Annotated in this window: 28 protein-coding genes; 24 read left to right on the top strand and 4 right to left on the bottom strand. The window is 52.0% G+C overall.

What is annotated here, in order from left to right; translation table 11 throughout:
* Positions 1-47: 47 nt before the first annotated feature.
* The 15 genes from fliE (at position 48) to flhB (ending at position 13,306) form a co-directional block, all read left to right on the top strand.
* Entirely contained in the window at positions 48-359 is a 312-nt protein-coding gene (gene fliE / locus ACS18Q_RS10720; protein ID WP_038150871.1) for a flagellar hook-basal body complex protein FliE, read from the top strand.
* Between the two features lie 16 nt (positions 360-375).
* Complete coding sequence (gene fliF / locus ACS18Q_RS10715; RefSeq protein WP_004724662.1) at positions 376-2,118, top strand: flagellar basal-body MS-ring/collar protein FliF; 1,743 nt, start codon at positions 376-378, stop codon at positions 2,116-2,118.
* The gene (fliG, locus tag ACS18Q_RS10710) at positions 2,111-3,163 is read left to right on the top strand and encodes a flagellar motor switch protein FliG (RefSeq protein WP_004724661.1); all 1,053 of its coding nucleotides are present in this window, start codon (positions 2,111-2,113) and stop codon (positions 3,161-3,163) included. The genes fliF and fliG overlap by 8 nt, the downstream gene beginning before the upstream one ends.
* Before the next feature lie 56 nt (positions 3,164-3,219).
* On the top strand, positions 3,220-4,023 hold the full coding sequence (gene fliH / locus ACS18Q_RS10705; RefSeq protein WP_441257073.1) for a flagellar assembly protein FliH: 804 nt from the start codon (positions 3,220-3,222) through the stop codon (positions 4,021-4,023).
* Positions 4,023-5,345 carry a flagellar protein export ATPase FliI gene (fliI, locus tag ACS18Q_RS10700; RefSeq protein WP_004724657.1) on the top strand — a complete coding sequence of 441 codons (1,323 nt, stop codon included), beginning with the start codon at positions 4,023-4,025 and terminating at the stop codon, positions 5,343-5,345. The genes fliH and fliI overlap by 1 nt, the downstream gene beginning before the upstream one ends.
* A gap of 4 nt (positions 5,346-5,349) precedes the next feature.
* Positions 5,350-5,802: a flagellar export protein FliJ gene (gene fliJ / locus ACS18Q_RS10695; protein WP_441257072.1), complete on the top strand. Its 453-nt coding sequence runs from the start codon at positions 5,350-5,352 to the stop codon at positions 5,800-5,802.
* A 131-nt stretch (positions 5,803-5,933) separates the two neighbouring features.
* The gene (locus ACS18Q_RS10690) at positions 5,934-7,790 is read left to right on the top strand and encodes a flagellar hook-length control protein FliK (protein ID WP_441257071.1); all 1,857 of its coding nucleotides are present in this window, start codon (positions 5,934-5,936) and stop codon (positions 7,788-7,790) included.
* A 32-nt stretch (positions 7,791-7,822) separates the two neighbouring features.
* Entirely contained in the window at positions 7,823-8,320 is a 498-nt protein-coding gene (gene fliL / locus ACS18Q_RS10685; RefSeq protein ID WP_004724651.1) for a flagellar basal body-associated protein FliL, read from the top strand.
* 7 nt (positions 8,321-8,327) lie between these two features.
* Positions 8,328-9,386 (top strand): flagellar motor switch protein FliM, encoded by a 1,059-nt coding sequence (gene fliM, locus ACS18Q_RS10680; RefSeq protein WP_004724649.1) that lies wholly within the window; start codon positions 8,328-8,330, stop codon positions 9,384-9,386.
* Between the two features lie 17 nt (positions 9,387-9,403).
* Positions 9,404-9,814 (top strand): flagellar motor switch protein FliN, encoded by a 411-nt coding sequence (gene fliN, locus ACS18Q_RS10675; protein ID WP_004724647.1) that lies wholly within the window; start codon positions 9,404-9,406, stop codon positions 9,812-9,814.
* A 3-nt stretch (positions 9,815-9,817) separates the two neighbouring features.
* Positions 9,818-10,207 (top strand): flagellar biosynthetic protein FliO, encoded by a 390-nt coding sequence (gene fliO / locus ACS18Q_RS10670; RefSeq protein ID WP_004724645.1) that lies wholly within the window; start codon positions 9,818-9,820, stop codon positions 10,205-10,207.
* Entirely contained in the window at positions 10,185-11,084 is a 900-nt protein-coding gene (gene fliP, locus ACS18Q_RS10665; protein ID WP_004724643.1) for a flagellar type III secretion system pore protein FliP, read from the top strand. Before fliO ends, fliP begins: the two co-directional genes overlap by 23 nt.
* Positions 11,085-11,096: 12 nt before the next feature.
* Positions 11,097-11,366: a flagellar biosynthesis protein FliQ gene (gene fliQ / locus ACS18Q_RS10660; RefSeq protein ID WP_004724641.1), complete on the top strand. Its 270-nt coding sequence runs from the start codon at positions 11,097-11,099 to the stop codon at positions 11,364-11,366.
* Between the two features lie 8 nt (positions 11,367-11,374).
* Positions 11,375-12,157: a flagellar biosynthetic protein FliR gene (gene fliR, locus ACS18Q_RS10655; RefSeq protein WP_014204623.1), complete on the top strand. Its 783-nt coding sequence runs from the start codon at positions 11,375-11,377 to the stop codon at positions 12,155-12,157.
* Between the two features lie 18 nt (positions 12,158-12,175).
* Positions 12,176-13,306, top strand: coding sequence for a flagellar biosynthesis protein FlhB (flhB, locus tag ACS18Q_RS10650; protein WP_038150802.1), 1,131 nt, complete (start codon positions 12,176-12,178; stop codon positions 13,304-13,306).
* 39 nt (positions 13,307-13,345) lie between these two features.
* Here the strand turns inward: flhB and smrB are convergent, their stop codons facing one another.
* Positions 13,346-13,900, bottom strand: coding sequence for an endonuclease SmrB (gene smrB, locus ACS18Q_RS10645; protein ID WP_004724633.1), 555 nt, complete (start codon positions 13,898-13,900; stop codon positions 13,346-13,348).
* A gap of 64 nt (positions 13,901-13,964) precedes the next feature.
* Here smrB and prmB point away from each other — a divergent pair, with 64 nt between their 5' ends.
* Positions 13,965-14,897 carry a 50S ribosomal protein L3 N(5)-glutamine methyltransferase gene (gene prmB, locus ACS18Q_RS10640; RefSeq protein WP_004724631.1) on the top strand — a complete coding sequence of 311 codons (933 nt, stop codon included), beginning with the start codon at positions 13,965-13,967 and terminating at the stop codon, positions 14,895-14,897.
* Positions 14,898-15,084: 187 nt separating this feature from the next.
* A complete protein-coding gene (aroC, locus tag ACS18Q_RS10635) occupies positions 15,085-16,170 on the top strand; it encodes a chorismate synthase (RefSeq protein WP_004724629.1) in 1,086 nt (361 codons plus the stop codon).
* A 76-nt stretch (positions 16,171-16,246) separates the two neighbouring features.
* On the opposite strand, the gene ACS18Q_RS10630 is transcribed toward aroC, so the two are convergent.
* Positions 16,247-16,870, bottom strand: coding sequence for a trimeric intracellular cation channel family protein (locus ACS18Q_RS10630; RefSeq protein WP_004724627.1), 624 nt, complete (start codon positions 16,868-16,870; stop codon positions 16,247-16,249).
* A 195-nt stretch (positions 16,871-17,065) separates the two neighbouring features.
* On the opposite strand from ACS18Q_RS10630, the gene ACS18Q_RS10625 reads away from it, so the two are divergent.
* The 3 genes from ACS18Q_RS10625 to ACS18Q_RS10615 all read left to right on the top strand — a co-directional run bounded on the left by ACS18Q_RS10625 (position 17,066) and on the right by ACS18Q_RS10615 (position 18,525).
* Complete coding sequence (locus ACS18Q_RS10625) at positions 17,066-17,596, top strand: elongation factor P hydroxylase (protein ID WP_004724625.1); 531 nt, start codon at positions 17,066-17,068, stop codon at positions 17,594-17,596.
* 10 nt (positions 17,597-17,606) lie between these two features.
* On the top strand, positions 17,607-17,870 hold the full coding sequence (locus ACS18Q_RS10620) for a YfcL family protein (RefSeq protein WP_004724623.1): 264 nt from the start codon (positions 17,607-17,609) through the stop codon (positions 17,868-17,870).
* A gap of 130 nt (positions 17,871-18,000) precedes the next feature.
* Positions 18,001-18,525, top strand: coding sequence for an NADPH-dependent FMN reductase (locus ACS18Q_RS10615; protein WP_004724621.1), 525 nt, complete (start codon positions 18,001-18,003; stop codon positions 18,523-18,525).
* Positions 18,526-18,625: 100 nt separating this feature from the next.
* Here the strand turns inward: ACS18Q_RS10615 and mnmC are convergent, their stop codons facing one another.
* Positions 18,626-20,644 carry a bifunctional tRNA (5-methylaminomethyl-2-thiouridine)(34)-methyltransferase MnmD/FAD-dependent 5-carboxymethylaminomethyl-2-thiouridine(34) oxidoreductase MnmC gene (gene mnmC, locus ACS18Q_RS10610; RefSeq protein WP_441257070.1) on the bottom strand — a complete coding sequence of 673 codons (2,019 nt, stop codon included), beginning with the start codon at positions 20,642-20,644 and terminating at the stop codon, positions 18,626-18,628.
* A 128-nt stretch (positions 20,645-20,772) separates the two neighbouring features.
* On the opposite strand from mnmC, the gene fabB reads away from it, so the two are divergent.
* The 3 genes from fabB (at position 20,773) to ACS18Q_RS10595 (ending at position 24,375) form a co-directional block, all read left to right on the top strand.
* A complete protein-coding gene (gene fabB, locus ACS18Q_RS10605) occupies positions 20,773-21,984 on the top strand; it encodes a beta-ketoacyl-ACP synthase I (protein WP_238773208.1) in 1,212 nt (403 codons plus the stop codon).
* Positions 21,985-22,232: 248 nt separating this feature from the next.
* A complete protein-coding gene (locus tag ACS18Q_RS10600; RefSeq protein ID WP_004724612.1) occupies positions 22,233-23,378 on the top strand; it encodes a 4-phosphoerythronate dehydrogenase in 1,146 nt (381 codons plus the stop codon).
* Entirely contained in the window at positions 23,362-24,375 is a 1,014-nt protein-coding gene (locus tag ACS18Q_RS10595; RefSeq protein ID WP_004724610.1) for an aspartate-semialdehyde dehydrogenase, read from the top strand. Before ACS18Q_RS10600 ends, ACS18Q_RS10595 begins: the two co-directional genes overlap by 17 nt.
* Before the next feature lie 53 nt (positions 24,376-24,428).
* Here ACS18Q_RS10595 and fcrX read toward each other — a convergent pair whose 3' ends face one another.
* Positions 24,429-24,878, bottom strand: a complete 450-nt coding sequence (fcrX, locus tag ACS18Q_RS10590; protein WP_004724608.1) for a ferric iron uptake transcriptional regulator FcrX — start codon at positions 24,876-24,878, stop codon at positions 24,429-24,431.
* 266 nt (positions 24,879-25,144) lie between these two features.
* On the opposite strand from fcrX, the gene ACS18Q_RS10585 reads away from it, so the two are divergent.
* The gene (locus ACS18Q_RS10585; protein ID WP_441257069.1) at positions 25,145-25,678 is read left to right on the top strand and encodes a DUF4442 domain-containing protein; all 534 of its coding nucleotides are present in this window, start codon (positions 25,145-25,147) and stop codon (positions 25,676-25,678) included.
* Positions 25,679-25,680 lie beyond the last annotated feature (2 nt).

The following is a 25,680-nucleotide window of genomic DNA, read 5'->3' as shown; positions in this document are numbered from 1 at the left end:
ATACACAGAGAATGGTTTGAGTCAAAGAATTGGCATCAGAGGTAATGATGAGACTAGACGGCATACAAAGCGAAATGCAGGCGATGATGGTGGAAGCGGCCAACAGTCGTCCGGCAGCAACAGGACAAAAAGTTGGCGCTGACTTTGGCGATATGCTCACTCAAGCCATCAATAATGTGAACGGACTGCAAAAAACTTCCAGCGATTTACAGATGCGTTTTGACCGTGGGGACGAAGGGGTTTCCCTGTCGGACGTCATGATCGCCCGCAACAAGTCGAGTGTGGCCTTTGAAGCCACGATTCAAGTGCGCAACAAGCTTGTTGAAGCGTACAAAGAACTGATGAACATGCCAGTGTAAGTGTAGGGTGTGAACTGTGGCTGACGATAAGCAAACGACGGATCTGGCACTGTCTAACGGCGGTGAACATGGATTGGTGTCCAGCACCGATCTTGACGGTGGTGCGCAAAACCCGGATTTAGACGAAAAAAGCTCCTCCAAACTTGATTTTGCCATGGGCGACCTCGACCTGCTGCGTCAGATTGTGCTGGTGCTGTCGATTTCGATCTGTGTGGCTTTGATTGTGATGCTCTTTTTCTGGGTCAAAGAGCCAGAAATGCGTCCCCTGGGCGCCTATGAAACCGAAGAACTGATCCCTGTGTTGGATTATCTCGACCAACAGAAACAGACCTACAAACTGGACGGCAATACCATTCTGGTGCCGAACAGCGATTACAACAGCATCAAACTCAACATGGTTCGCGCCGGGCTTAACCAGTCTCGTCAAGCGGGAGATGACATTCTGCTGCAAGACATGGGCTTTGGTGTGTCTCAACGCCTTGAGCAAGAGCGTCTCAAACTGAGCCGCGAGCGTCAGCTCGGCAAAGCCATTGAAGAGATGCGTCAAGTGAACAAAGCACGTGTGTTGTTGGCGTTGCCAAAACAGAGCGTGTTTGTGCGTCATAATCAAGAAGCCTCCGCGTCGGTCTTCTTAACCCTGCGCACAGGCTCTAACCTCAAACAAGAAGAAGTCGATTCGATCGTTGATATGGTGGCGAGTGCCGTACCGGGCATGACGCCGACGCGTGTCACGGTTACCGATCAACACGGTCGTCTGCTGAGCTCAGGCTCGCAAGATCCGGTCTCGGCCGCTCGTCGCAAAGAGCAAGAGCTGGAGCGCAAACAAGAGCAAAACCTGCGTGACAAAATTGATTCAGTCCTCATTCCGATTTTGGGGTTAGGCAACTACACCGCGCAGGTGGACATTGAACTCGACTTCAGTGCGATTGAACAAACACGCAAGCGCTTCGATCCGAACACGCCTGCCACTCGCAGTGAATACACACTGGAAGATTACAACAACGGTAACGTGGTTGCTGGCGTGCCGGGTGCGCTGAGTAACCAACCGCCGGCAGATGCGTCGATTCCGCAAGATGTGGCGCAGATGAAAGATGGTTCGGTGATGGGGCAAGGCTCCGTGCACAAAGAAGCCACGCGTAACTTTGAGCTGGATACCACCATCAGTCATGAACGCAAACAAACCGGGGTGATTAATCGTCAAACCGTGGCGGTCGCGGTGAAGAACCGTTCTAGCGTTAACGCTGATACCGGTGAAGTGACTTATACGCCACTGAGCGAGAGTGAACTGAACTCGATTCGTCAGGTGCTGATCGGTACCGTTGGCTACAATGAAAATCGTGGCGACTTGCTGAATGTGCTGAGCATGCAGTTTGCTGAGCCGGAGATGGACCAATTGGCGGATGTGCCGATTTGGGATAACCCGAACTTTAGCGATTGGATTCGTTGGTTGGCAAGTGCGTTGGTGATTATTGTGGTGGTACTGGTGCTGGTGCGTCCAGCATTGAAGAAACTGCTCAACCCAGCGGCAGAAGACGACGAACAACTGTACGGACCGGATGGGTTGCCTATCGGTGCGGATGGTGAAACCAGCCTGATTGGCTCAGACATTGAAGGTGGCGAGTTGTTCGAATTTGGTTCAGGCATCGACCTGCCAAATCTACACAAGGATGAGGATGTGCTGAAAGCAGTACGTGCTCTGGTGGCCAACGAGCCTGAATTGGCGGCTCAAGTTGTGAAGAACTGGATGCAAAATGCCTAACGAAATCGTAAAAAAAGATGGTGGTGAAGTGGTCGAATCATCGGTTGATATTTCCAATATTCCCGGCGAAGAGCGGGCTGCCATTTTGCTGCTCAGCCTCAATGAAGAAGACGCTGCGGGTATTATTCGTCATTTAGAACCGAAACAGGTTCAGCGCGTGGGGAGTGCCATGGCCCGCGCCAAAGATTTAAGCCAAGACAAAGTGAGTGCCGTGCACCGCGCGTTTTTGGAAGATATTCAGAAGTACACCAATATCGGTATGGGCAGCGAAGATTTCATGCGTAATGCGTTGATCGCCGCTCTGGGTGAAGACAAAGCCAATAACTTGGTGGATCAAATTCTGCTCGGCACTGGCTCAAAAGGTCTGGACTCACTCAAGTGGATGGATCCCCGTCAGGTGGCGAGTATCATCGTCAACGAGCACCCGCAAATTCAAACCATCGTGTTGTCGTACCTTGAACCGGATCAATCCGCCGAGATTCTGGCGCAGTTCTCTGAGCGGGATCGCCTTGATTTGATGATGCGAATTGCCAACTTGGAAGAAGTTCAACCATCGGCATTGGCGGAGTTGAACGAAATCATGGAGAAACAGTTCGCTGGTCAAGCGGGCGCGCAAGCTGCGAAAATTGGCGGCCTGAAAGCCGCCGCCGATATCATGAACTACCTGGACAACAACATCGAAGGCGTGTTGATGGACCAGATGCGCGACCAAGACGAAGACTTGGCAACGCAGATTCAGGATCTGATGTTTGTGTTCGAGAACTTGGTCGAAGTCGACGACCAAGGGATTCAGAAACTGCTACGCGATGTGCCTCAAGATGTGCTGCAAAAAGCACTCAAAGGCGCCGACGATACGCTGCGCGACAAGATCTTCAAGAACATGTCGAAACGTGCTGCTGAACTGATGAAAGACGACCTCGAGGCGATGCCGCCCATCAAGGTCTCCGATGTGGAAGCGGCGCAGAAAGAAATTTTGGCGATTGCCCGCCGAATGGCCGACAACGGAGAACTCATGTTGTCTGGCGGGGCAGACGAATTCTTGTAATGCCAAGGGCCAGCTGAATCAGCGGGCCCTTTTTATCTTTGGGTAGGATGTGAACCATGTCAGGTGATAGAAAACGCGGTTTTATTCGTTTAGGGTCGGATAACACAGTGGAGCCTCCGAAAAAGTGGGGGCTGCCAGACTATGGCGCGGAAACGCATAAACACGCCCGTGAAACGGCGATGAACTACGATCCCAGCTGGATGCCGAGTTTTGATGAGCCGGAGAATGAGGAGCCGGTTCAACTGACTGAGCAAGACATCGAACTGATCAAGCAGCTTGCCCATCAGGAAGGTCTTGAGCAGGGGCAAGCCGAAGGCTATCAGCAAGGATTCGAGCAAGGCAAAGAGGCCGGTTTTCAGGCAGGTCATGAAGAAGGACTGGCTGCCGGGAAAGACGAAGGGTTGCAAGCGGGTCAATCGGTGATTGAAGAGCATGTCCATACCTTCGTCGGTCTAGCCAATCAGTTTGCGCAGCCATTGGAGCTGATGAACGCGCAGGTGGAAAAACAGCTGGTGGACATGGTGCTGACGCTGGTGAAAGAAGTGGTGCACGTTGAAGTGCAGACCAATCCGCAAGTCATCCTCGACACCGTCAAAGCTTCTGTGGAAGCGCTGCCGATTGCAGGCCACGCCATCACGCTCAAACTCAATCCAGACGATGGCGACATCATCAAACAAGCGTACGGCGAGCAAGAGCTGGAGCAGCGTCACTGGACGTTGGTCAATGAGCCCGCGCTTAATCGGGGCGATGTGCAAATTGAAGCGGCGGAATCGAGTGTGAACTACCGCATGGAAGAGCGCATTCGCAACGTGCTACACAGTTTTTGTGGCACCAATCGTCATCAACAAGGTAATGAATAATGCTGGCACTGGCGGATCGTTTAGCGCAGTACAAAACCGAAGGACTCACCAGTCGCCCAGTGGCGTCCGGTAAGTTAATTCGCGTGGTGGGGCTGACGCTTGAAGCCACTGGCTGTCGAGCGCCGATAGGTTCGCTGTGCAAAGTGCAAACCATGTCCGGTGAAATGGAAGCGGAAGTGGTGGGCTTTTCTGGGGACAGTCTGTTTTTGATGCCGAGTGAACAGATCACGGGTGTCCTGCCCGGTGCAAAAGTGACGCCGCTCACTGAAGAAGCTGGTTTGTCGGTGGGCATGGAACTGCTCGGGCGCGTGATTGATGGTGTGGGCAATCCACTTGATGGGCTGGGGCCGATTTATACCGACCAACGCGCCTCGTTCAATGCGCAGCCGATTAACCCGCTGGCCCGTAAACCGATCAGCGAGCCGCTGGATGTGGGTATCAAAGCAATCAATGGGCTGCTGACCGTTGGCAAAGGTCAGCGTATCGGGCTGTTTGCCGGTTCCGGTGTGGGTAAATCGGTCACGCTGGGCATGATGACGCGCGGCACCACAGCGCAAGTGGTGGTGGTCGGGCTGATTGGTGAACGTGGCCGCGAAGTAAAAGAATTTATTGAAGAAATTTTAGGCGTCGATGGCCGGCAACGTTCTGTTGTGGTTGCGGCGCCTGCCGATGCGTCACCGTTGATGCGCTTGAAAGGGTGCCAAACGGCCCTGACCATTGCGGAGTATTTCCGCGATCAAGGTTTGGATGTGTTGCTGCTGATGGACTCGTTGACCCGTTTCGCTCAGGCTCAGCGTGAAATCGCGCTGTCGGTCGGTGAACCGCCAGCGACCAAAGGGTATCCGCCATCGGTGTTTGCGAAACTGCCTGCGCTGGTGGAACGTGCCGGGAACGGCGGCCCGCATCAAGGCTCAATTACCGCATTTTTTACGGTGCTGACCGAAGGCGATGATTTGCAAGACCCGATTGCCGATGCGTCGCGGGCAATCCTCGATGGTCACATCGTACTTTCACGTGAAATGGCCGATGCCGGTCATTACCCTGCGATTGACGTCGAGAAATCCGTCAGCCGGGTCATGCCGCAAATCACCACCGATGAACATGTCCTGATGTCAAAAGCCGTGCGTCAGATTCTGTCGATTTGCCGCAAGAACCAAGATCTGGTGTCGATTGGCGCGTACAAGCCGGGCACCGATCAGGCCATCGATAGCGCCTTTACCTTGAAGCCAAAACTGGACAACTACCTGCAACAGGGCATGAAAGATTCCGTGCCGTACGAGATGTGCGTGAGCATGCTGAAAAACGTCTTGAGTTTGGGGTAGGTGAATGGATAACGCGCTGGAGTTTTTGCTTGATCAAGCACGAGACAACGAAGACAAAGCTGTGATGGCGCTTGGTAAAGCGCGCAGTGAGCTTGACGGTTACTACCATCAGTTAAAGCAGATTGAGCAATATCGACTCGAATATTGCCAGCAACTGGTGGAGCGCGGTCAAGCCGGGTTAACCGCTAGCCAATATGGACACTTGAACCGCTTTTTAACACAGCTCGATGAAACACTAGCCAAACAGCGCAATGCCGAGCAGCACTTCAAAACTCAGGTCGAGAACTGTGAACAGCATTGGATGGAAGTGCGCAAGCAGCGCCGCTCCTACGAATGGCTGATTGAGAAGAAGCACACGGAAAAAGCTCGCCTGCAAGAAAAACGTGAACAGAAGCTGATGGATGAATTTTCAACACTCAGCTTTAACCGACGTCGTGCTGATTCCAACTTTCGCTAATTTCCTTATGGATTAGATGGAATTGGCGTGTTTTTTGCAAAAGTACACGCAATAAGTTTGAAAACTCTGTGCTACTGACAGCCGGTCTTGCGGTAGCGTTTGATGCAGTACGAAATGCGAGCTAAGTGAATATGAACGTCAATTCCACCTCTTCAGTTGATAATGCGAAAGTCACCGCGGTGACTAAAGGCGTTGCTGGACAAAGCGTTAAAGAGGGTGACGCCGGAGACAACGGGAGCTTTTTGGATCAGTTGTCTGCGTTTTTCTTTGGCGCGACACCTAACGCGGAAGGTCAGCGTGTTGGCACTGGAAACGCCAACGCGAATGCAAACACCAAGGTGGCCACGCCATCAGTGAGTGCGGGTCAAGTGACGCCAGTTGCCACCCCCGGTGCTGATCCCGCGAAAAGTGCAGCCGCCAAAAATACAGCTGCGACCAGCACTGATGCCGTGCTCAGACAAGGCAAGCCTGCCGACAGTAGCAAAGCCAATCAAAATCAACCCAACAGTGCGAATACGTCAAAGCAACGTGCTGAAATTCCAAAGAATTTACAACGTTTTGTCGCCAGCGATGCGAACAAAGCTAACGCTGCAACGTCCGCCAAAACGGCTCAGGCGATGAGCGACGGTGGCGCGTTGCTCGGTCGGCTGCAACAAGCGAATCAAGCTTTGTCTCAGCACAACGGCAAGAGTTTGCCTCAGACGGTTCCTACAAGTGAGCTGGCCGCCTCGGTTGCCACTGAACAAGCCAGCAGTGGTGGCAAGGTGCAGGCCGATGCGATAACTGATGATGCGTTAGCGCAGCTTCAAGCCCAGCAAGATCCCGCACTTGAATCGTTGAGTGAGGATGAACTTCAGGCGTTGCAAGCGCAGCGCCTTCAGGTCTCTAATTCGGTCGCAGAAGACGACGTGTCACCCGAATTGAAAGCAGCCAAAGCGAACAAAAATATCCATGCATTGAGCGACAGTGACATGGCGGCGCTCATGGCTGTTCAGACCCAAGCCGGACCGGTAGATGGCGCAACGGATCCAAACAGTCAGCCATTGTCACCGATGGAAGCCGCGGCAATGCCGTGGGCCAAAGCCAATGCCGATCAGGCGCATCATGCGCCGTTAGATGACGTGAGCGATGAGGATGGGGCGAAAGCCAAATCAGCAGTGTCAGCGCACCTCGCGTCGGGAGCGCAGCATGCAACATCGGCTCAACAGCAGCAAGCGCAGTCTTCATTACAACAGACCCAACACGCGTTAGCGGCGCAAGGTCAGCCCGTAGCGCAAGCCGATGCTGCCCATCCTTCGGCGCATCCCGCACAGGGGGCAAGCCACGCCGTTCCCATGCTGCATGCTGAGCTCGCGGGCAAAGCAGAGTCACTTACCCCAGCGATGCTGAAAGCGGCGCTGCAAACCAAAGGGTTGGGTGGCATTGAGGATGTGAAGGGGAGCACTGGTAGTGATGGCCATTTCGCCCATCAAGTGGCCGCTGCGGCGGGTCAGCAAGGCTTAAACGTGACGCAGAATCTGCGTGGTGAGCAAGTGCAGCAGCCGCAATCGGTGCCGATGCAACTGAGCAAAGAAATGACCGCCGATGAATTGGCCGAGCGCGTGCAGGTCATGATGTCGAAAAACTTAAAGCATGTTGACATTCGTCTTGATCCGCCAGAATTGGGCCGCTTGCACATTCGCCTGAACATGCATGGCGATGGCGCAAACGTGCAATTTACCGTCTCAAACCAACAGGCGCGTGATGTGCTAGAACACTCGATGCCAAGGTTGAGAGAAATGCTTGCTCAGCAAGGCGTGCAACTGGCGGATACGTCGGTGCAGCAACAGAACTCGGGGCAGCAGCAGCGCTATGCGGCGGGAAGCGGCGGCCAGTCTGGTCAATCGGCAGGCAATGAGCACTTTGGCGGTGAAGAAAATATTGATACAGACGTCAAACTTGATTTGAATGTGGCATCAAAGCGTGATGGAATCAGTTATTACGCTTAAACTAAATAGAAAATAACGACATAGAGTAGGTTATGGCTGTTGAAGAACTCCCACAAGACGCCCCGAAGAGCAAAAAGAAACTGCTGATCATCATTGTGGCGGCCGTTGTGTTGCTGCTTGGCGGGGGCGGTGCTGCTTTCTTCCTCATGGGCTCAGACAGCGGTGCAGACGCGAAAGCGGAAACAACTCAAGAAGCGGCAGCTCCCGTAGACCCGGTGTCTTACGTCAACATCGCTCAGCCGTTCGTGTTTAACGTCAGCGGCGATACGCGTGATCGCATGGTGCAGATCAAAGTGCAGTTGATGGTGCGCGGCAGCAAAAATGAAGGCTTGGCGCGTTACCACTCGCCGTTGGTCGAAAGTACGTTGTTGGCAACGTTTGCATCTGCCACTGTGGAGCAATTGCGTAGCGCAACCGGACGTGTGGAATTGCGTGACAAAGCGACCGATGACATTAAAGCGGCGATGACCAAAGTGGTTGGTCAACCGGTGATTGAACGCGTTCTGTTTACTGACTTTGTAATGCAGTAGGTGACTCGTGACTGATTTATTAAGCCAAGACGAAATCGATGCGCTGCTCCACGGGGTAGACAGTGTCGATGAAGCCGAAGAAGAGTTAGACACCTCGGACGCCAGTGCGGTCTCGTTTGACTTCTCGTCGCAAGATCGGATCGTGCGTGGCCGAATGCCGACGCTGGAGCTGATCAACGAACGTTTTGCTCGTCACATGCGCATTAGCTTATTTAACATGCTGCGCAAAACCGCCGAAGTCTCCATCAACGGTGTGCAGATGATGAAATTTGGTGAATACCAAAACACGCTGTATGTCCCGACCAGTTTGAACATGGTGCGTTTTCGTCCGTTAAAAGGGACGGCTTTGGTGACCATGGAAGCGCGCTTGGTGTTCATCTTGGTGGAGAACTTTTTTGGCGGGGATGGTCGCTATCACGCGCGGATTGAAGGGCGCGAATTCACGCCGACTGAACGTCGCGTTATTCAGTTGCTGCTTAAAATCGTGTTTGGTGATTACAAAGACGCTTGGGCGCCGGTGATGGGGGTTGAATTTGAGTACCTCGATTCCGAAGTGAACCCCAGCATGGCGAACATCGTCAGCCCGACTGAAGTGATCGTCGTCAGTTCATTCCACATCGAAGTCGATGGCGGGGGCGGCGATTTCCATATTGTGATGCCGTACTCCATGGTGGAGCCGATTCGCGAGCTGCTCGATGCCGGTGTTCAATCGGACAAGATGGAAACCGACGTGCGCTGGAGTTCTGCGCTGCGGGAAGAAATCATGGATGTGCCGGTGAATTTTCGTGTGAATCTACTGGAACAAGATTTGGCCCTGCGCGATCTGATGGAGCTGCAAGTCGGCGATATCATTCCCATTAAAATGCCCGAACATGCGACCATGTTCGTCGAAGAATTACCGACGTATCGCGTGAAAATGGGACGTTCGGGAGAGAAGCTGGCGGTCCAGGTCTCCGAAAAAATCCGTCGCCCGGATGTGGTGAAAACCGACCTTGCGTTCTTAGGCAAAGATATTATTGCTGAGCTGGAGAACGACGAGGATGAAGATGAAGAAACGGTAGAATAAAACAATAGGTAACAAAGATGTCAAAATCAGATGATCAAAAGCTGGCAGATGAGTGGGCAGCGGCGCTGGGCGAAGATCCTTCCGCGCCAGACATCGATGTCGATGAAGTGCTCGCGGCACCTCTGGATGAACTCAAAGACACCACCTCGCCAATTTCCGATGATGAACGTCGTAAGCTCGACACCATCATGGACATTCCGGTGACCATTTCCATGGAAGTTGGGCGTTCAAAAATCAGTATTCGTAACCTGCTGCAATTGAACCAAGGGTCCGTGGTTGAGTTGGACCGCATTGCGGGTGAATCGCTGGATGTGATGGTGAACGGCACTTTGATTGCCCATGGCGAAGTCGTGGTGGTCAATGACAAATTTGGTATTCGTCTCACCGACGTGATCAGCCAGACTGAACGCATTAAGAAACTGAGATAGCTTATGAAAAAGTTCATAAGCTTAGGATTGTTTTCGGCACCTGCGTTGGCGGCCGAAAACACATCACTGGATTTAGCGACCACGTTCGGGTCGCTTTTGTTCGTTATTGCGCTGATCCTTTTTATGGCTTGGCTGTTGAAACGCATGCGCGTGCCTGCATTTGGCCAGCAAAAGGGGCTGAGCGTGGTTCGCCAGTTGCCCGTCGGTACCAAAGAGCGGGTGATGATTGTGCAGGCCGGTGACGCACAATTTCTGATCGGCGTAACATCGCAGTCGATTCAACTGATTTCAAAATTGGAAACGCCACTCAAGCAGGAGGAGCTGGAGTCAACGCCTTTCTCGAACCAATTGACGCAGCTACTGAAAAAGCATGATAAGAAAACGTCTGAGTAATGTGCTGTCGGTGCTCACGCACCGTGTGGCGATGGTGATGTGGTTGAGCGCGCTGCTGTTTGCGCCGCTCGCCAGTGCGCAGCAGGAGTTAGAGACGCCGATTCCGGCCACGGCCGCCGGAGCGAGCAGTGTGACGGTGTCTGCGATGGAAAGAGAGCAGGGCAATTCCCGCACCATGGCGCTGGGCAGTGCGAGTGGCAGCGGCGGCATTCCTGCGTTCACCATGACCACCAACCCGGATGGCAGCGAAGACTATTCGGTCAACCTGCAAATTCTGGCGCTGATGACCATGCTGGGCTTCTTGCCTGCGATGGTGATTTTGATGACCTCGTTCACCCGGATTGTGGTGGTGATGTCGATTCTGCGCCAAGCCATGGGTTTGCAACAGACGCCATCTAACCAAGTCATCGTCGGCATTGCTATCTTCTTGACCTTTTTCATCATGTCGCCGGTGCTGAACAAGATTAATGATCAGGCCATTCAGCCGTATCTCAATGAGCAAATTTCGGCGCGCCAGGCGTTTGATCGCGCTCAGGAGCCGATGAAAGCCTTCATGCTCAAGCAAACGCGCGTCAAAGATTTGGAAACGTTCGTCAATATTGCGGGCGCAGAAGTGCAAAACCCGGAAGATGTATCGATGGCGGTGCTGATCCCGGCGTTCATCACGTCGGAGCTGAAAACAGCGTTCCAGATTGGTTTTATGCTGTTTTTACCATTCTTGATCATCGACTTGGTGGTCGCCTCGGTGCTGATGGCGATGGGTATGATGATGCTGTCGCCTATGATTGTCTCATTGCCGTTTAAACTGATGCTGTTTGTGTTGGTGGATGGGTGGAACCTTATCCTCTCGACGCTGGCCGGCAGTTTTGCCATGTAGCGGGGGACGATCATGACACCTGAAGTCTTTGTCGAAATGTTCCGTGATGCGCTGTGGATGGTGCTGATCATGGTGTGTGCGATCATTGTGCCAAGCTTGCTGATTGGTTTGGTGGTGGCGGTGTTCCAAGCCGCCACCTCGATTAACGAACAGACGCTGAGCTTTTTGCCGCGTCTGATTGTGACCTTGTTAGCGCTGATGTTGTTTGCCCACTGGATGACGCAGATGATGATGGAGTTCTTCTTCGCCATGATTGAGCGCTTGCCTCAGGTGCTGTATTAGGGCGGCTTATGGAGTACCCAACCAGCGTCATCCTTGAGTTTATTGCCAACTACTTTTGGCCCTACGCCCGTATCTCCGCGATGTTGATGGTGATGACGGTGACCGGGGCGCGTTTTGTTTCCACCCGTATTCGTCTCTACCTTGGGCTTGCGATCACGTTTGCAGTCATGCCAGCGATTCCTGCAGTGCCTCCCGACCTTGAGTTGTTGTCGTTTAATGGCTTTTTGACCACGCTGAATCAGATCATCATCGGGGTGGCGATGGGCATGGTGACGCAGTTTATGATTCAAACTTTCGTGATGCTGGGGCAAATCCTCGGCATGCAATCGAGCTTGGGGTTTGCATCGATGGTGGATCCGGCCAACGGCCAGAACACGCCGCTGCTCGGTCAATTGTTCATGTTTCTGGCCACGCTGTTCTTTTTGGTCAGCGACGGGCACTTAAAAATGATTCATCTGGTGGTGCTCAGCTTCAAGAGCTTACCGATTGGTACTCATTCGTTAACTGCGGTTGATTTTCGTGAGTTGGCGCTATGGCTTGGCACCATGTTCAAAGTGGCGCTGAGTATGTCGCTATCGGGCATTGTCGCGCTGCTGACGGTGAACTTGTCGTTTGGTGTCATGACGCGGGCGGCCCCGCAGTTGAACATTTTCTCACTCGGTTTTGCATTTGCGCTGTTGGTTGGTTTGCTGCTGTGTTGGTACATCCTCAGCGGACTTTTCTCGCATTATGAACTGTTCTGGGCGGAGGGCGAGCAGCAAGTCTGTCGCCTGATTCGTCTCGCGTGTTGACCCGTTTAGGAGGCTGAATTGGCAGAATCAGACGGACAAGAAAGGACCGAAGAGGCCACGCCCCGAAGGTTGCAACAGGCTCGAGAAAAGGGCCAGGTTGCGCGTTCGAAGGAGTTGGCGTCGGTTTCCGTGCTGGTGGTGGGCGCATTATCACTGATGTGGTTCGGTGATGCGCTCGCACGCGGGTTGTATGCTGCCATGGGGCGTTTGTTCAATCTGAGCCGCGAAGAGATTTTCGACGTCAACAAACTGTTTGATATCGTCTCGGGTGCGATGGTCAATTTGATCCTGCCGCTGCTGCTGATTCTCATCACGCTGTTTGTCGCGGCGCTGATTGGCGCCGCTGGGGTGGGGGGCATTAACTTCTCTGCCGAAGCGGCGATGCCAAAGTTCTCGAAAATGAATCCACTGAGCGGTTTGAAACGCATGTTCGGCCTGCAAAGCTGGGTCGAGTTGCTCAAATCCATTCTGAAAGTCTTGCTGGTGGCCGGCGTCGCCTTCTATTTGATTGAAGCGTCAAAGCAGGATCTGTTTCAGCTTAGCCTGGATACTTTCCCGCAAAACATTTTCCATGCGTTGGATATTCTGCTCAACTTCGTGTTGCTGATCAGCTGTTCGTTGCTGGTGGTGGTGGCGATTGATGTGCCGTTTCAGATTTGGCAACACGCCAACCAACTGAAAATGACCAAGCAGGAAGTGAAAGACGAATACAAAGACACGGAAGGTAAACCGGAAGTGAAGGGTCGAATTCGTATGCTGCAACGGGAAGCCGCCCAGCGACGGATGATGGCCGATGTGCCGCAGGCCGATGTCATCATCACCAACCCGGATCACTTCTCGGTGGCGTTGCGCTACAAGCAAAATACCGATAGAGCGCCGGTGGTGGTCGCCAAGGGGATCGACCATTTGGCCTTGAAGATTCGGGAAGTGGCCCGCGAGCATGACATCATGATTATTCCCGCGCCGCCTTTGGCGCGTGCGTTGTACCACACCACTGAATTGGAGCAGGAAATTCCGGATGGCTTGTTCGTGGCGGTCGCGCAAGTGTTGGCGTACGTATTCCAGCTCAAACAATATCGACGCAAGGGCGGCCAGCGCCCACAATTGAAAGACGAGAACATGCCGATTCCGCCGGACATGCGCTACTGACCCCATCAACAACAACGCCCCAAAGATTGGGGCGTTGTGTTATTTCTCCGGCACCGACAGCAGCACCAGTAATGCGCCATTGCCACCAAATTCGAGTGGCGCTTGGTGAAACGCCAATACTTCGGGATGCTGCGCCAGCCACAAGGGCACTTTCTGTTTCAGAATGTGTTTGCCAATCCCGTGCTGCACACAAGCACAATGGACGCCTTCTTTAATGCAGTATGCGACCATCGCGCCCAATTCGCGTTTGGCTTCTTGTTGTGTCATGCCATGCATATCAAGAAATACATCTGGCACGTAGACGCCGCGTCGCAGGCGTTTGACTTCGTACTTTGAGACATCGCTACGGGCATAACGCATCGGGCCTTCTTCGCTCAGCATGGGGACAAACTCATCGGAAAAATAGAAGTCGTTGTCTCGCGCTTCGCGTGCGCTACGGCGGATTTCTTTTTGTTTGGGGTTTCTGTTTGGCTGCTGGATTATGGTATCCTGCGAAAACTTTTTAACGCCCTTTACTGCATCCTGAAATAAAGCGAAATCATCATCAGCATCGAAATCATGATCGTCGTTGAAATCGGTGTCTTTTTTGCTCATTAGGGAATAAATATTCTGTGGTTAATCGGAATTAGCAGTATTGTAGCGCTTTTCGGAGGCAATTTTGGATAAGATTTTTGTGGATGAAGCGGTTTCTGAACTGCATACGCTTCAAGATATGATTCGTTGGACAGTGAGCCGCTTTAATGCTGCGAATTTATTTTACGGTCACGGCACCGATAACGCATGGGATGAAGCGGTTCAGTTGATTCTGCCAACGCTGTATTTGCCGATTGATGTGCCTCCTCACGTGTTGAACTCGCGTTTGACCAGCAGTGAACGTCTGCGCGTGGTTGAACGTGTCATCAAACGAATCAAAGACCGTACCCCAGTCGCTTACCTGACGAATAAAGCGTGGTTCTGTGGTTTAGAATTTTTCGTCGATGAGCGCGTGCTCGTGCCACGTTCACCGATTGGTGAGTTGATTCAAGCCCAGTTTGAACCGTGGCTGATCAATGAACCGACTCGTATTATGGACTTGTGTACTGGCAGTGGCTGTATCGCGATTGCGTGTGCGCATGCGTTCCCAGATGCCGAAGTGGATGCGATTGATATTTCAGCCGATGCGCTGCAAGTGGCTGAGCAAAACATTCAAGACCACGGTTTGGAGCAACAAGTGTTCCCGATCCGCTCGGATCTGTTCCGTGATTTGCCGCAAGCGCCGTACGATATCATCGTCACCAATCCACCGTATGTGGATCAGGAAGACATGAACAGCCTGCCTGATGAGTTCAAACATGAACCAGAACTTGGCTTGGCTGCCGGAACTGACGGCCTGAAACTGGTGCGCCGCATTATGGCGAATGCACCAAACTACCTGACAGACAACGGCATTCTGGTGTGTGAAGTGGGTAACTCCATGGTGCACTTGATGGATCAATATCCGCACATTCCGTTTACCTGGTTGGAGTTTGAAAACGGCGGTCACGGCGTGTTCCTGTTGACCCGTGAACAACTGGTGGAATGCGCGAGCGATTTCTCGCTTTACCGCGACTAAGCCGCTCAAATTACCCATATTAACGACCTAAGCCGGCCATTGCGCCGGCTTTTTTGTGCCTCGCAAAATTGTTCGATTTTGGGGCTTTACATCATTTCGTAATCAAGCGACTATGAATCCACGAAGAATTGTAATGTGTGCCGCGAGCCAAACGTTCAGGCTTGCGGAAAGCTAATTTGAGGAAGTAATGGCAGGAAATAGTATCGGACAACATTTCCGAGTGACGACATTCGGGGAAAGTCACGGTATCGCACTGGGATGTATCGTTGACGGTTGCCCTCCGGGCTTAGAGATCAGTGAAGCAGATTTGCAGGTGGATTTGGATCGTCGCCGTCCGGGCACATCGCGCTATACCACACAGCGTCGTGAACCGGATGAAGTGAAAATCCTTTCGGGGGTGTTTGAAGGCAAAACCACCGGCACCTCGATTGGACTGCTGATTGAAAACACCGATCAACGCTCCAAAGATTATTCCGACATTAAAGACAAGTTCCGTCCGGGTCATGCGGATTACACCTACCATCAGAAATACGGCATTCGAGATTACCGTGGCGGCGGCCGTTCGTCGGCACGTGAAACCGCGATGCGCGTGGCGGCAGGTGGCATTGCCAAGAAGTACCTCAAGCAGGAATTCGGCGTTGAGATTCGCGCCTACCTGTCACAGATGGGGGATGTGTCGATCGACAAAGTGGACTGGAATGAAATCGACAACAACGCGTTCTTCTGTCCGGATGTCGACAAAGTGGATGCGTTTGATCAACTGATCCGCGATCTGAAAAAAGAGGGCGATTCGATTGGTGCCAAGATTCAGGTTGTAGCAACCAATCTGCCAGTGGGCCTTGGTGAACCAGTGTTTGATCGCTTGGATGCCGATATTGCTCACGCGCTGATGAGCATCAACGCGGTGAAAGGCGTAGAAATCGGTGACGGGTTTGATGTGGTGAAGCAAAAAGGCAGCCAACATCGTGATCCGCTGACGCCAGAAGGGTTTGCAAGCAATCATGCGGGCGGCATTCTTGGCGGCATTTCAACCGGTCAGGATGTGGTGGCAAACATTGCCCTGAAACCCACATCAAGCATCACGGTTCCGGGCGACACCATCACGCGCACGGGTGAAGCAACGCAGCTCATCACCAAAGGTCGTCATGATCCATGTGTGGGCATTCGCGCAGTGCCTATTGCTGAAGCAATGCTGGCAATTGTGTTGATGGATCATCTGTTGCGTCACCGTGGTCAAAACCACGGCGTGCACACGGAAACGCCGATGATTTAATCGCACCACAAACATCAAACAAAAACGCCCCAATGATAGGGGCGTTTTTTTATGTATCAATGCTCAATGCAATGCATCAGTGCAATGAGTTTTCCGTTTCCAGATGGAATGACGGCAAGCGCCATTTAAAGCGGACAGCCGCCATGCGCAGCGTATAACCGACCACCAAGGTGACGATGGTGGTGGTGACGTCATTGATGCCCAGCTCTAGCATGCCCAAGTACAAACCGGATGCGACCAAGGTGACCGAGGCGTAAAGCTCATCGTGTAGCACCAAAGGTTGCTGACGACAGATCAAATCGCGCAGCAGGCCACCAAATACCCCTGTGACCAGCGCCGCAACCATGCAGATCATCGCATGATGGCCCATGCCCATCGCAACTTTGGTCCCGATGATGCTAAACACAATCAGCCCCAGCGCATCCAAGCGAATAAACAGTCCTTTGAGTTTGATTACCCATTGGTAAATGCCGGTGGTCAGAACCCCTGCTAAGCAAGTGATGGCCAAGTATTCTGGATGTTTCACCCAACCCAACGGGTAGTGACCCAGCAGAATATCGCGCACCGTGCCCCCGCCAATGGCGGTTGCGCTGGCAACCAGCATGACACCAAACCAATCCATTTTGCGTCGGCCTGCGCTCAATGCGCCTGTCATGGCTTCTGCGGTAATCCCGATAATATATAAAACACTCAAAAGCATCGAAAAAGACCCTATGAATCGTATGCGCCGTAAAAGGCGCAAGTGTAGAGGGAAAGTGCGTCGTTGACGAATGAGATTTTGTGCAAAGAAACCGTTTGCCGGATTACTAAAACTAATGAACTTTGTTGCAAATCTTTACCCGGAACAAAAAAATCGCCAGAATGCACCGCGTCGAGGATCGTTAGCCGTAATGTTATGACTCATCACTACACAGATTTGATCACCATTTTTAATGAGACGTTCTTTGCCTCATTCAACACCCAGTTGGAACTCGGGGGCGATGAACCGATCTATTTACCTGCCGATGATAGCGTTGCTTATCACCGCATCATCTTCGCGCGCGGGTTCTATGCCTCTGCGTTGCATGAAATCGCCCATTGGTGCGTGGCGGGGCCAGAGCGCCGTCTATTGGAAGACTTTGGCTATTGGTATGAACCGGATGGCCGCACGGAGGCGGTTCAAGCGGCGTTTGAGAAAGTGGAAGTACGCCCACAGGCATACGAATGGATTTTGTCACGGAGTGCAGGGTTTCCTTTTACCGTCAGTTGTGACAACCTCAACGGCGATTTTGAGCCTGATCGACTGGCGTTTATGCACACGGTGCATCAAGAAGTGCTGCGTATTTTAGCCGATGGATTGCCGCAGCGAGTGAAGATGTTGTCGGAGGCACTGCGCGCTTTTTACCACATCGCACCTTTAACCGCAGACCAATTTTTAGTGAAGTAACGAGATAAATATGATTATTGAATTTGAAGAAAAACTCCTTGAGCTGATCGACACCCGCATCGAAACCGCTTCCCCTGATGAATTGTTTGCGGGAGGGTATCTGCGTGGTCATATCTCGTTATCGGCGGCGGCGTGTGAAGACGACGGTGTGCAGGATGTGGAAGAGCTGAAAAATCGCATTGAACAGAGCTTGGATGCGGCGCGTTCAGAGCTCAATCCGGCCGACCGCGTGATTGTCTCGGATCTGTGGCGTGAACTGGTGGCGTTGGTGTAATTGACCGCCGTGGCAGGTTGCGTCTGGGTCATTCAATTTATTCGAATAACTCCTTACAATTTTTACGGTTGTGGCTGGCGTGCTGAATGTTTAATCTAGTTTCATCAAATGAGCACTTAAGGATATCAGCATGAAAGTTATCGCATTTGGGGCTAGCACTAGCTCAACATCAATCAACAAAGCTTTGGCAACCTATGCAGCGAATCTCATCGATGGCGCTGACGTTCAGGTTCTGGACATCAACAACTACAACGTTCCGATGTTCAGTGAAGATCTTGAAAAAGAGATTGGCCAAGCTGAAGGTGCACAAGGCTTCCTACGCGATTTGGCGCAAGCTGATGCGTTTGTGATCTCTTTTGCTGAGCACAACGGCCACTACCCAGCGGCATACAAAAACTTGTTTGACTGGGCCTCACGTATCGATCGTGAAATGTTTAAAAACAAACCGGCCGTTTACCTTGCAACCTCACCGGGCCCTGGCGGCGCACAATCAGTCTTGGCGGCGGCAAAAGGTTCAGCGCCATTCTTTGGTGGCAATGTCAAAGCGTCGGTTTCTGTACCAAGCTTCTACGACAACTTTGATCTCGCAAGCGGTCAAGTGACCAACGAAGCCATCGCCACTGAAATTCAACAAGCGGTGGCAACACTGGCATAATTTGCACAGTTTTCATCAAGAAAAAGCCTCGCATTGCGAGGCTTTTTTGTGTCTGCTGACTTGTGTGTCTACTGATTTGTATTTTGGCGGATGGGCGCGATTATTGTTCGCTGAGCGCTTTGCCTTTGCGCAAGCGGCGTACCCACATGCGGCTTGGGTGCAGCGTCTCCATCACATCGACGGGCAGCGGCAGCGGATCGCCACAAATGATGGAGGCCAACACTTCCGCCAGCAATGGCGCGGAGCTGAGGCCGCGCGAGCCCAATCCCAGCAAGCCATACAAGTGCGGATATTGCGCGACTGGTTCGGCATGCTGCTCATCTTGATGGACGAGGTCATGATACTGACGCAAAATCGCATCTAGGTTGCCGATACTTCCCACAAACGGCAAGTGATCGCGGCTAACACAACGAATGCCTTGGCGAGAGGCGTTGTCGCGGGTATCGACCAATGTTGGCCAGTGTTGGTCGGCAATACATTTTGTCAGACGGGCGCCGTTTTCGATTTGCGCGGCAGGGTCGAATTCGCAATCGAGGTGCGTGCGATCATAGCTGGCGCCGATGCAATGGGTGCCTGAGGCTGGGTTATTGGGGGTCATGTACCCGTCATAGCACAGCACGGTGCGCAGTTGTTGGAGTGTGTCATTGGTCGGAATGTGACTGACCTGACCTTTGACTTTGCCGAGTGGCAGCGATTGAGTCTGCTCAAAGGCATCAAACTGATGGCCGTTGGCAACGATCACGCATTGGTGTTCGGCTTGGCGCTCTGCAACGCTGAGGTGCCACACTTGGTTGGCTGCATCCCAATTCAAGGCCGTCACGCGGTGATTGAAATGCGCGGTTAATTTGCCTTCCTCACGGAGTTTCTCGAGCAACCCTATGGTGAGCTGCGCCGGACACAGCCAGCCCCCGAGCGGGTAATGAACGCTCGGCACCGAGACGGGCAGCCCCATCATGGCGGACGTTTGCTCCGCATCGAGTTGGGTCACCAATTGCGCTGAAAACTCACCGTCGATCATTTTGTTGAGTTTGACGGCCGATTTGTCATCCCACATCAGCTGGGTGACGCCACACCAATCATGATCGAAGTCGATGTGCTTTGCTGCACGCTCGGCAAATTGACGAGCATAGAGAAATGCAGGCGCAAACACACGAGATACCCCCACGTGCTCACCATTCAACAGTGGGTAAACCGCGCCCTGACGATTTCCGGATGCGCCTTGTGCGGGTGCATCATCCTCACAATACAAGGTGACGGTCACACCGCGCTCGCTCAGCGATTTCGCTAGCGCTGCACTGGCGATACCGCCACCAATGATGGCCACATCATGAACGTTCTCTAGGGGGTTGAGCTTGTACCACGGTTTAATGTTACTGTCGGGATGTTTCTCGGTGAGGGACCCCACGATCATTTCCCGTTTGGTGCCAAAGCCTTTGACTTTTTTCATCGCGAACCCGGCTTCAATTAAGCCACGGCGAACAAAGCCGGCTGAAGTGAAGGTGGCGCAGGTGCAATCTTGTTTGGCCAGCTTTGCCATGCCGTTGAACAGGTTTTGATTCCACATTTCCGGATTTTTGCTGGGCGCAAAGCCGTCAAGGAACCAAGCGTCCACTAAACCTTGGGCGGGAACCGGAACGTTTGGCATACAATCTTTGATGTCGCCAAACCACAGATCGAGCGTCACGGCGCCGTCTGCCAACACGATGCGATGGCATTCCGGCACCGCAATCGGGTAGTGTTCGTGCAGTTGTTTGGCGTAGTCGGCCAGTTCCGGCCAGGACTCGTGCGCTTTGATTAAATCGTCTTTATTGAGCGGATATTTCTCAAAACTGATGAAATGCAACGATTTTAGTGTCGCTTGCGGGTTTTGGTGTCTAAACTTGTCAAACCATTGCCATAGGGCAAGGAAGTTGAGGCCGGTCCCAAAGCCCGTCTCAGCCACCACAAAACGACGTTGGTCATATTCATGCCATCTTTGTGGGAGATGATTTTGAGTCAGAAACACGTAGCGGGTTTCTTCCAAGCCATTGACGTTCGAGAAATAGACATCGTCAAATTGGTCTGAAACCGGTGTGCCGACATCGTTCCAGCCGAGCTGCGCGTGAGTAATGGAAGTCATTATGAATGGATTCTATGAAATCTGGCGGAAATATGGGCTGAGATTGTACGGATTTATGGGAAAGCTGACCACTTTTGTTGTCCTTCTTCGTTATTATTTAGCGGAATTTTGAATTATAGGAATGTCACATGAAACGAGTCGTAATCACCGGTATGGGTATTGTTTCAAGTATCGGTAACAACGTCGAAGAAGTTTTAGCGTCTCTTAAAGCAGGTAAGTCAGGCATCAATGCTTCTGAGCAATTCAAAGAGAACGGTCTTCGCTCGCAAGTTTGGGGTGATCTGAAAATTAACCCTGCTGAGCACATCGACCGTAAACAAATGCGTTTTATGGGTGATGCGGCGGCGTATGCATACCTATCTCTGGAACAAGCAATTGCGGATTCTGGTCTGTCTCCGGAGCAAGTGTCAAACGATCGTACTGGTATCATCGCGGGTTCAGGCGGTGCGTCTTCAATGAACCAGGTCACGGCAGTTGATACGTTGCGTGAGAAAGGCGTGAAACGTGTTGGTCCTTACATGGTGCCGCGCACGATGTCTTCAACGGTTTCTGCTTGTTTGGCGACTCCATTTAAAATCCGTGGTGTGAACTACTCGATCAGCTCAGCTTGTGCGACATCTGCACACTGTATCGGTAACGCCATGGAATTGATTCAGCTTGGCAAGCAAGACATCGTATTCGCCGGCGGCGGTGAAGAACTCGATTGGTCATTGACCATGATGTTTGATGCGATGGGTGCGCTGTCAACCAAATACAACGACACACCACAAAAAGCGTCTCGTACGTACGATGCAGACCGCGATGGTTTCGTGATCTCTGGCGGCGGCGGTATGGTCGTGGTGGAAGAGTTAGAACACGCATTGGCGCGTGGCGCGAAAATCTACGGTGAGATCGTGGGCTACGGCGCAACCTCAGACGGTTACGACATGGTTGCACCATCGGGTGAAGGCGCAGTGCGCTGCATGAAGATGGCGATGCAAAACGTAGAAGCAGTGGATTACGTGAACACGCACGGTACATCAACACCAGTAGGTGATGTGAAAGAGCTGGGCGCGATTCAACAGATTTTCGGTGGCAACAGCCCTGCGATTTCGGCAACCAAAGCGATGACAGGTCACGCGCTGGGTGCTGCAGGTGTACACGAAGCGATTTACTCAACGCTGATGCTGCACCACGGCTTCATTGCGCCAAGTATCAACGTTGAAAACTTGGATGAAGCGGCGCAAGGTCTGGACATTGTGACAGAGACGCGTGAGCAAGAATTAACGACAGTGATGTCGAATAGCTTTGGTTTTGGTGGCACGAACGCAACGCTCGTGATCAAAAAATACCAAGGTTAAGCACCTCATACCTTTAGGTAAAAGGTTTCCAGAACTGATCGGCTTCGCTGATCGAACAGACGCAGACTCTGTCCCATGGAGAGCGGGATAGGATCCTTTTGTTCTGGATGTTGCCCGGTGGCGAATTTGCCATCGGGCATTTTTATTCGTGCCCCTTTAGTCCTCGACACCGGCAGTGCTTTTCTGCACAATGCCTTGCAAACTTTCCAACACAACAACCAGTCAATTCAAATAGTGTGAACTCTGTTATGAAAATTGTGATCGACGAAAATATGCCTTACGCCGCAGAGCTGTTTAGTCAGCTTGGCGAAGTGGTTCTGAAACCGGGCCGTACATTGACGGCAGACGACTTGGTGGATGTGGATGCGCTGATGATTCGTTCTGTAACGAAGGTGAATGAAGCGCTGATTAGCAAAGCCAACAAGTTAAAATTCGTCGGCACTGCGACGGCAGGTATGGACCATGTGGACCAAGCGCTGCTGGCAGAGCGTGGCATTTTCTTTACCGCGGCGCCAGGCTGTAACAAAGTGGGCGTGGCGGAGTACGTGTTCAGCGTGCTGATGGTGCTTTCACAGCAACAGGGATTCTCGGTATTTGATAAAACCGTCGGTATCATTGGTGCCGGTCAGGTGGGGACGTATTTGTCTGAATGTTTGATGGGAATGGGGATCAACGTGCTGTTGAACGATCCACCGAAACAGGCACAAGGGGACAGCCGTGAATTCACGCCGCTGGACGTGCTGTTGAGCCAGTCGGATGTGATCACGCTGCACACGCCGATCACCACCGAGGGGGAATGGCCCACCCATCATTTGATTGACAGCACGGTGTTGGAGAACCTGCGCAGCGATCAGATTCTGATCAACGCTGCGCGTGGTCCAGTGGTCGACAACGACGCGCTCAAAGCGCGCCTGCAACAAGGTGACGGTTTTACCGCGGCGTTGGATGTGTTTGAATTTGAACCGCAAGTGGATATGGCATTGCTGCCGTTGCTGGCGTTTGCTACACCGCACGTGGCCGGGTATGGCCTCGAAGGTAAAGCGCGTGGCACAACGATGATTTTTAACAGTTACTGTGAGTTCCTTGGGAACGCGTTGTGGGCGAACCCTTCAACCTTGTTGCCTGTGGCGCCAATCCCAGAAGTCACGTTAGATCGTGCATGGGATGAAGCGACGCTGCTGACACTCACACAACTGATTTACGATGTGCGTCGTGATGACGCCCTGTTCCGTCGCGAAATACACAAACCTGGCGCGTTTGACCAAATGCGTAAACAATATTGGGACAGACGTGAGTATAGCGCGATCACACTCGTTGGAGAGGCGACCTGTCATCTGGAGCCACTGGCGAAATTAGGTTTTAAAATTGAGGTAACGAATGAGCCAAGAATTTAATGTTGCCATCTTTGGCGCAACAGGCGCCGTAGGCGAAACCATGTTAGAAGTGCTGCAGGAACGTAAGTTTCCTGTCGGCGAACTGTACCTGCTCGCAAGTGAGCGTAGCGAAGGGAAAACCTACCGTTTCAACGGCAAAACAGTCCGCGTCCAAAACGTGGAAGAGTTTGATTGGTCACAAGTGCACATTGCGCTGTTTTCAGCCGGTGGTGATCTGTCTGCACAGTGGGCGCCGATTGCTGCGGATGCGGGTGTGGTTGTGATCGACAACACGTCGCACTTCCGTTACGACTACGATATCCCGTTGGTTGTGCCTGAAGTGAACCCTGAAGCGATTGCAGAGTTTCGTAACCGCAATATCATTGCCAACCCTAACTGCTCTACCATTCAAATGCTGGTGGCGCTGAAGCCGATTTACGACGCAGTAGGCATTGAACGCATCAACGTAACGACATACCAGTCGGTTTCAGGGGCGGGGAAAGCGGGCATTGATGAATTGGCTGGCCAAACGGCGAAGCTGCTCAACGGGATTCCTGCGGAGAACAAAGCATTCAGCCAACAAATTGCGTTTAACTGCATTCCACAAATCGATGTGTTTATGGACAACGGCTACACCAAAGAAGAGATGAAAATGGTGTGGGAAACGCAAAAGATTTTCAATGATCCGTCGATCATGGTGAACCCAACTTGTGTTCGTGTGCCCGTGTTTTATGGTCATGCGGAAGCGCTACACGTAGAAACCAGTGCGCCAATCGATGCCGAGCAGGTGATTGAGCTATTGTCACAAACGGATGGTGTGGAAGTGTTCCAAGGGGAAGACTTCCCAACGCAAGTGCGTGATGCTGGCGGAAAAGATCATGTGATGGTCGGCCGTATTCGCAATGACATCAGTCATCACAGCGGCGTGAACTTGTGGGTTGTGGCGGACAACGTTCGTAAAGGTGCAGCGACTAACGCGGTGCAAATTGCGGAAGTGTTGGTACGTGACTACTTCTGATTCGGGTTCGCCGACATGAAAAAAAACCACCGCTTGCGGTGGTTTTTTTATGGTTACTTTTTCGCTTTGTGTGCGTCTGGGTTGTCTTTACAGCTCCCGTCTGCACATTTGCCGTACAGGTACAAACTGTGGTTAGTCAGTTGTACGTTGTACTGTGAAGCAATCTCTTTCTGACGTTGTTCAATCAATTCGTCCGAAAACTCAATTACTTCCCCACAGTCGAGGCACACCAGGTGATCATGGTGATGCTGAGTCGACAGTTCAAATACTGATTTGCCGCCTTCAAAGTGATGGCGTGTCACGATGCCTGCATCATCAAATTGGTTTAGTACTCGATAAACTGTCGCAAGGCCGATCTCTTCACCGAGATCAATCAGCTTCTTGTACAGCTCTTCAGCACTAATATGTTGGCACTCAGGCTGTTGTAGTACTTCTAAAATCTTTAGCCGTGGAAGGGTTACTTTAAGACCAGCATCCTTTAGCGCTTGGTTATTGTCTGACATATACTTTCCCGTTGATGATCTGCAGTAATGAACAGAAGTCAATGTTGTCCAACATTATAGGTTAGTCACAGCGAACAATAAACCACGAACTTCAAAGGGTTACTACTATTTTTTCGTAAAGCCGCGTGATATCACTGCTAAAAGTGCTCTGACCAGTTACAATTGTTTAACATTAACTGAGCGTTAAGTCTACGTCGTGATTAATAGACCCTGTCGATTTAAGCACTGATGTAGGCGGTCGAAATCGAGTCTAAGGCACGGAAAGCATGAATAAAACTCTCGCAAAGCTATATAAACCAAATATTGTCAAATGGGCGCTGAATAGCTGGCCGCCATTCTGGGGCGCGGGGATAAAAATTGAATCCATCAGTGACGATTTTCGCGAAGCCCGCATGCGGCTGAAATTGCGTTGGTGGAACAAAAACGCCAATCGCTCCCAATACGGTGGCAGCATTTTTTCGCTCACAGACCCAGTTTACTCGCTGATGTTGATGGGCATTTTAGGCGAGCAATATTATGTGTGGGACAAAGAAGCCAGCATCAACTTTATTAAGCCGGGTCATACCGATTTGTACGCGGAGTTTTTGATCCCTCAGCAGCAACTGGATGCGATTTTAAGTGCCACGGCTTGCGGTGATAAATGTTTCCCCGAATTTATCATCCACGTTAAAAATGCGCATGGCGAAGTGGTGTCTGAAGTGCATCGCAAACTGTATGTGCGGAAGAAACCGAAATACCGCGAAGATGCAGATGACCCGACGCAGGAGCGCGAATTGGCTGATTCCCAGACACTGCCCTAAAG

The organism is Vibrio sp. Vf1514, from assembly GCF_052076135.1.
GTDB lineage: Bacteria > Pseudomonadota > Gammaproteobacteria > Enterobacterales > Vibrionaceae > Vibrio > Vibrio furnissii.
Note: the sequence above shows the minus strand (reverse complement) of the source record. Positions and strands in the feature narration are given on the sequence as shown.